5 protein-coding genes are annotated in these 7,070 nt (G+C 64.2%); 4 read left to right on the top strand and 1 reads right to left on the bottom strand.

All coding sequences use genetic code 11. The features are described 5' to 3' along the window. The 4 genes from EOD07_RS16375 to EOD07_RS16360 form a co-directional block, all read left to right on the top strand. Window positions 1-566, top strand: a 566-nt coding sequence (locus tag EOD07_RS16375) for a trimethylamine methyltransferase family protein (protein WP_206519479.1), incomplete at its 5' end; no start/stop codon positions are given. A 75-nt stretch (window positions 567-641) separates the two neighbouring features. After that, complete coding sequence (locus tag EOD07_RS16370; protein WP_127236206.1) at window positions 642-3,212, top strand: FAD-dependent oxidoreductase; 2,571 nt, start codon at window positions 642-644, stop codon at window positions 3,210-3,212. A gap of 182 nt (window positions 3,213-3,394) precedes the next feature. After that, on the top strand, window positions 3,395-4,906 hold the full coding sequence (locus EOD07_RS16365) for a glycosyltransferase family 39 protein (protein WP_164772284.1): 1,512 nt from the start codon (window positions 3,395-3,397) through the stop codon (window positions 4,904-4,906). Between the two features lie 16 nt (window positions 4,907-4,922). Next, window positions 4,923-6,263 (top strand): Xaa-Pro peptidase family protein, encoded by a 1,341-nt coding sequence (locus tag EOD07_RS16360; RefSeq protein ID WP_127236204.1) that lies wholly within the window; start codon window positions 4,923-4,925, stop codon window positions 6,261-6,263. Here the strand turns inward: EOD07_RS16360 and EOD07_RS16355 are convergent. After that, window positions 6,231-7,070 (bottom strand): PhnD/SsuA/transferrin family substrate-binding protein (locus EOD07_RS16355; protein WP_127236203.1); only part of this gene is annotated, 840 nt, incomplete at its 5' end. The genes EOD07_RS16360 and EOD07_RS16355 overlap by 33 nt on opposite strands.

The following is a 7,070-nucleotide window of genomic DNA, read 5'->3' as shown; positions in this document are numbered from 1 at the left end:
AGGCGCAGCTCGTCGGCGGCCAGCTCGCCCGGCGCTACAACATCCCTTACCGCACTTCCAACACCTGCGCCGCCAACACGGTCGACGCGCAGGCCGCCTATGAAAGCGTCTTCTCGCTCTGGGGCGCGATCCAGGGCGGCGGCAATCTGATGATGCACGGCGCCGGCTGGCTGGAAGGCGGCCTGCGCTGCTCCTACGAAAAGACCATCCTCGACATCGATCTTCTGCAGATGGTGGCCGAGTTCCTCACCCCGCTCGATCTCTCCGAGGACGCGCTCGGCTTCGACGCCATCCAGTCGGTCGGCCCGGGCGGCCATTTCTTCGGCACCCAGCACACGCAGGAGCGCTACAAGACCGCCTTCTATTCGCCGATCGTCTCCGACTGGCGCAATTTCGAGAGCTGGACAGAGGCCGGCTCGCCGACGGCGATGGAACGCACCAACAAGGTATGGAAGGAGCGCCTTGCCTCCTACGAAGAGCCGTATATGGATCCGGCCATCCGCGAGGAACTCAACGACTTCGTCGAAAAGCGCCGCGCCGAAGGCGGCGCGCCGACGGATTTCTGATCATCGTTCGACCGGGCAAATGCCCGCCATTCGTCTCCTTTCTGACTCCACATTGCACAAGACGGAACTATCTGCATGAAATCCCACGTAAAAGCGGTTGTCATCGGCGGCGGCGTCGTCGGCTGCTCGGTGCTCTATCACCTCGCCAAAGCCGGCTGGACCGACATCATGCTGATCGAGCGCTCGGAGCTGACCTCCGGCTCGTCCTGGCATGCGGCGGGCGGCTTCCATACGCTCAACGGCGACCCGAACGTCGCCAAGCTGCAGGCCTATACCGTCCAGCTCTATAAGGAGATCGAGGAGCTCTCCGGCCAGTCCTGCTCGCTGCATCTGACCGGCGGCGTCATGATGGCCGACACGCCCGAGCGCATGGACTTCCTGCGGCTCGCACATGCCAAGGGCCGCTATCTCGGCATGGACACCGAGCTGATCACGCCTTTGGAAGCGAAGGCCATGTTCCCGCTGATGGACGAGAAGAATTTCGTCGGCGCCATGTGGGATCCGGTCGAGGGCCATCTCGACCCTTCCGGCACCACCATCGCCTACTCCAAGGCGGCGAAGAAACTCGGCGCCGAGATCGTGCTGCGCAACCGCGTCGTGGACCTGACGCAGCAGCCGGACGGCACCTGGAACGTCGTCACCGAGCAAGGCACGGTGCATGCCGAGCATGTCGTCAACTGCGGCGGCCTGTGGGCGCGCGAGATCGGCCGTATGGTCGGCGTCGAGCTGCCGGTGCTGGCCATGGAGCATATGTACCTCTTGACCGAGCCGATGCCGGAGGTCGAGGAATTCAACAAGTCGACCGGCCGCGAGATGATCGGCGTGCTCGACTTCAAGGGCGAGATCTACACCCGCCAGGAGCGCAACGGCATCCTGCTCGGCACCTATGAAAAGGCCTGCAAGCCGTGGTCGCCGGTCAACACGCCCTGGGATTTCGGCCATGAATTGCTGCAGCCCGACATCGACCGCATCGCGCCGTCGCTGGAAATCGGCTTCAAGCATTTCCCCGGCATAGAGAAGGCTGGCATCAAGCAGATCATCAACGGCCCCTTCACCTTCGCGCTCGACGGCAACCCGCTGGTCGGCCCGGTGCAAGGCCTGACCAATTTCTGGTGCGCATGCGCCGTCATGGCCGGCTTCAGCCAGGGCGGCGGCGTCGGCCTCGCGCTGTCGAACTGGATGGTGCACGGCGATCCGGGCTTCGACGTCTGGGGCATGGACGTCGCCCGCTTCGGCGAATGGGCCACCCTGCGCTACACCAACGCCAAGGTGCGCGAGAACTATTCGCGGCGCTTCTCGATCCGGTTCCCCAACGAGGAGTTGCCGGCCGCCCGTCCGGCGCAGACGACGCCGCTCTACGACACCATGCTCGCCAACAATGCGGTCATGGGCGACTCGTGGGGCCTCGAGACCCCGCTCTGGTTCGCGCCGAAGGGCACCGAGCCGAAGGACATCGTCTCGTTCCATCGTTCCAACGATTTCGGCCCGATCGGCGAGGAAGTGCGCGCCACGCGCGACAAGGTCGGCGTCACCGAGATCGCCAACTTCGCCAAATACGAGGTCTCAGGCCCGGGCGCGGAGGATTTTCTCAACCGGCTGATGACCAACCGCATGCCGAAGGTCGGCCGCATCGTGCTGACCCCGATGGTCAACGAGTTCGGCAAGCTGATCGGCGATTTCACCATCGCCAAGACCGGCGAGGACCGTTTCATGATCTGGAGCTCTTCCGCCGCGCAGAAATACCATATGCGCTGGTTCGAGAAGCATCTGCCCAAGGATGGTTCGGTGCGCATCCATCGCTTCGACCAGACGCTGGTCGGCCTGTCCATCGCCGGACCGAAATCGCGTGACCTGTTGCAGAAGCTGGTCGACGTCGACGTCTCGACCAAGGCCTTCCGCTTCATGGATTTCCGCGAGATGGCGGTCGGCGGCGCGCCCTGTATGGTCAACCGCATCACCTATACCGGCGACCTCGGCTACGAGATCTGGATGGCGCCTGCCTATCAGCGCCTCGTCTACAAGGCGATCAAGGAAGCCGGCGCGGAATTCGGCATTGTCGACTTCGGCATGCGCGCGCTGCTTTCGATGCGTCTCGAAAAGAACTTCCCCACCTGGTTCCGCGAACTGCGTCCGATCTACGGCCCGTTCGAAGGCTCGATGGACCGTTTCATCAAGCTCGAGAAGAACGACTTCATCGGCCGCGAAGCGTCGGCCAAGGAGCATGCCGAGGGTCCGAAACTGCGCCGTGTTTCCTTTATCGTCGATGCCATCGATGCCGATGTGATGGGCGACGAGCCGATCTGGGCCAAGGTCTCCAAGGACTACGGCACGGTGGAGAAGCCGCACGGTTACGGCGCGCCGCGCTTCGATGAAACGGGCAAGGAAGTCCGCGGCTCGAAGGCCGCCGAAGGCGCTTCCGCCGTGCGCGGCATCGTCGATGGCGAATGGCGCGTCGTCGGCTGGGTGACCTCGGGCGGCTACGCGCATTACGTCCAGAAGTCGATGGCGCAGGGCTATGTCCCCGCGGCCCTCGCCGAGGACGAAAGCGCCGGCCTGTTCGAGATCGAGATCCTCGGCCGCCGCCGCCCGGCCCGCATCAATGTCGAGCCGCCCTTCGATCCGAGCGGCGAGAAGATGCGGACCTGACGCGAGAGCAATTCCAAGAAAAGTGTGACACGGTTTTCCGCCCGGAATTGCGTAAAACAGATAGACAGAGCGGTTTGCCGTTTACGAAACGGTGAACCGCTCTGGCGAATTGTTGGATTGCGCCGGTCGCCATGGCATGGTTAAGCCCGCTACCGGCGCATCAGCACGAGAAGACAATCCCCTTGCGGCAGCTTGAGAAATGGACCGATTGGCTCTGCGATGAACGGGTCGGTCCATTCAGCGCCGCTGTCGCGCTCGCCCTCCTCTACTGCCTGACCCAGATCGCGGTGATGGCGCTGCTGTCCCACGTTGCGGGCACGGGCGTCGGCGTCGACGATTCCGAGCAGCTGATGGAGATGCGCTTCCTCGCCGCCGGCTACGGCAGTTCGCAGCCGCCTCTATACACCTGGCTGGCGATGCTCGCGGCCTCTGCGGTCGGAACCAGCGTCCTTGCCCTCAAGATCGTCAAATACGGCCTGCTGGCCGCCGGGCTTGCCGCCTACTTCACCGCCATACGCCGCCTCGGCTACTCGAACCGCACAGCTGCAGCCGGCATGTTCGGGCTGCTTCTGTTTCCCCAGATCTTCTGGGAGATGCAGCACGCCCTCACCCACTCGGTCGCCATATTCTGTTTCACCTCGGTGCTGCTCCTGGCGCTGGTCGAGGTCGAGAAACGCCGATCGGCCATCGCCTATGCGTTTTTCGGCCTGGCGACGGCGGCCGCGATGCTGTCGAAATACAACATCGTCATCTTCCTTGCCGCCCTGTTCCTGGCATCTCTCACGGTTCGCGAAACGCGGGAGGCGATCTTCGACCGGCGTTTTCTGATCAGCGTGGCGGTGGCGGTCCTTGCCTGCCTGCCGACGCTCTATTGGAGCCTGACGCATCTGGAAGATTTGCTCGCGCACCAAGAGGGCCTGGGCGTCGCCGAAGGCGGCAGCGTTGCGAAAACGGCACTTCTCGGCATCCGCAGGCTGGCCAACGCGATCGTCAATTTCGCTGGATTGCCGGTCGCGATTTTCGCCGTCGCCTATGGCCTGGCGATAAGAAAGCGGACGGAGCCGCCTCAGCCGGTAAGGTGGCCGGAAAAGCTGTTGTGGCGGGCGATCGTGCTTGGTCTGGTGGTCATGGTGACGGTCGTGCTGGCCGCCGGCATCACCCAGTTTCGCGATCGCTGGATGCTGCCCATCTTCATCCTCCTGCCCGCGGCCTTGGCCATGCGCTTCGACGCCATGGGCCAGAGGGGCCGAAAGACGCAAGCCACCATCGTCTTCGTCGGCGCGCTCCTTGCCGTTTTCGTGCTGCCGCTGAGCTGGTACATGCACCTGAACGGTGGCGACGGCCGCGGCAGCATCGTGCGCATGGATTACCGGTCGCTTTACGACCAGATCAACGCCGACGGACCGGTCAAGACAGTGGTTTCGAGCTGGTTCTGGGTGGGTAATCTTCGCTTGGTCGATGCCGGTCTCATCGCGCTCGACGACGAGACACCGGACTTCGCCCGCTCGATCCGCGAGCCTGCGGTCCTTGTTCTGACCGACGACAGGGAATCGTCCTCGGATGTCTTCGAAGAATTGGCGAGGGCCGGCTACGCGATGGATACCGTCCATCGCACGATCGAGGTGCCGCAGGCGCTCGGCTTCCCGCCGCGCAAGGTCACGATCACCAAATTGCACAAGAAGACCGCGCCGTAAGATTCGGGGGGGACGAATGGACAAGCTAGGCTTTGGCCGTCACCGCAAGATCATGCCCTTCGAACCCGGCTCGGTCGAGGCGCTGCGCGAGACCTCCCGCGAGAAGGCGGCCTCGCTCAACCAGCATGTGCTGGGCTATGGCGCGACAGCCGAAGCCGAGTGGGCGGCGGCAGGCATCGCCGCGCCCGACCTGTCCGCCATGCGCGGATACCGGTTGGAACGCATCCGCGCCGAACTGAAGCGCCGCGACTATGCCGGCGCCCTGCTCTACGACCCGGTCAACATCCGCTATGCGACGGACTCGACCAACATGCAGCTCTGGGTCGCGCACAACCCGACACGCCATTGCTTCGTCGCAGCGGAAGGGCCGGTGGTGCTGTTCGACTATTTCTCCTGCGAGCACCTGTCCGACCATTCGGGCGTCGTCGACGAGGTGCGCCCGGCCGTGTCATGGATGTATCTCTACAGTGGCGAACTGACCGATGAGAAGGTCCGCCGCTGGGGCGCCGGCATCGCCGAACTCGTTGCCGAGCATGGCGGCGGCAATCGCCGCATCGCCGTCGACCACATCAATCCGGAAGGTGTCGGGGAACTCGCCCGCCACGGCATTTCCGTCGGCAATGGCGAGGCGGTGATGGAGAATGCGCGCCTCATCAAATCGCCGGACGAGATCCTCGCCATGCGCCGCGCCATCGTCGCCTGCGAGGCGGCGATGAGCGAGATGGAAGCGGTGCTGAAGCCCGGCATCTCCGAAAACGAGCTCTGGGCGGAACTGCATCGCGGCAACATCGCGCGCGGCGGCGAATGGATCGAAACCCGGCTTCTGTCGTCCGGCCCGCGCACCAATCCCTGGTTCCAGGAATGCTCCTCGCGCGTCATCGAGAATGGCGACCTCGTCGCCTTCGACACGGACCTGATCGGCCCTTACGGTTTCTGCGCCGATCTCTCGCGCACATGGCTCTGCGGCGACAGGCAGCCGTCGAACGAACAGCGCGACCTCTTCCGCATCGCCGCCGACCAGATCGCCCACAACACGGATCTGATGCGGCCGGGCATCTCCTTCCGCGACCTTGTCGAGCGCTCGGCGATGCCGCCGGACGATTGCTATCCGACGCGCTACGGCGTGCTCTACCATGGTGTCGGCCTGGCCGACGAATATCCGACACTGCCGCATGCAAGCGATTGGACCGACGACACGCCGGATGGCGTGCTCGAACCCGGCATGGTGCTTTGCGTCGAAAGCTATATCGGCAGGCTTGGCGGGCGCGAGGGCGTCAAGATCGAGGAGCAGATCCTGATCACCGGGACCGGCAACGAGAAGCTTTCAGCCTACAAGCTGGACGAGCGGCTGCTCTGACGCGCCGCTTTCGGCCGCCGCGACGGCCTCGCGCATCATGGCAATGGTTTTTTCCGGTGTTGTTCTGGCGGTGATATAGGGCAAGCCCTTGCGCCGCGCCGTCCAGCCGACGACCTTCACGCCTTTCACCGCCGGCTCGAAACGCTGCGCCAGCGCCCAGCTTTCGCAGTCGATGGCCGCGATATCGGCCCTGCCTTCCGCGACCGCCACGATCGATGACCGGTGGCCACCGCTCTCGCCGCGCGAGGCGAAGATATCGAGGCTCTCTCCCATCGCCTCCAGGTCGCGCGTCAGTCCGATCAGGCCGGACATCGAATCCGGGTTGTTGAAGATGAAGCGCTTGCCGCGAAGAAGATCGATCGGGATGACGGCCTTGCCATCCTGCGGCGAGGCAACCGGTAGTCCGCCATCCGCGGCCATCACCAGCGCGCTGGAATAGAGTTCCCCTTGTCCGCCTTCGAACGCATCGTAATTCGGCTGTGCGATCACCTGCACATGCCGAGCGAGGCCGAGTTCCATCGGCCCCCAGCAGGTTTGCCCGAAGAGCAGCGCCGGACTGAGCCAGAGCTCGTGAAAATCGAGCTCGTCCGCAGGCAGCGTCGCCGGGTCCGGCGCAATCAGCCTGCCGGCGTCATCGGGGATTCCGCCAGGCACCGGCGGCAGATCGCCATTGCTGCGCACGATCGTTTCCGGCGCATCGATGCCCCGTTGCCGGAAAGCGTCGCGCAGGCGTGCCCATTGCGCGTCGACCTCGCCGCGCGCTTCGGGCCAGTCATACATCGGCAGGGCCGCAACGAACTTGCCCAT

The sequence above is a fragment of the Mesorhizobium sp. M2C.T.Ca.TU.002.02.1.1 genome (assembly GCF_003997225.1).
This window is presented reverse-complemented; position numbering and strand designations above follow the sequence as displayed.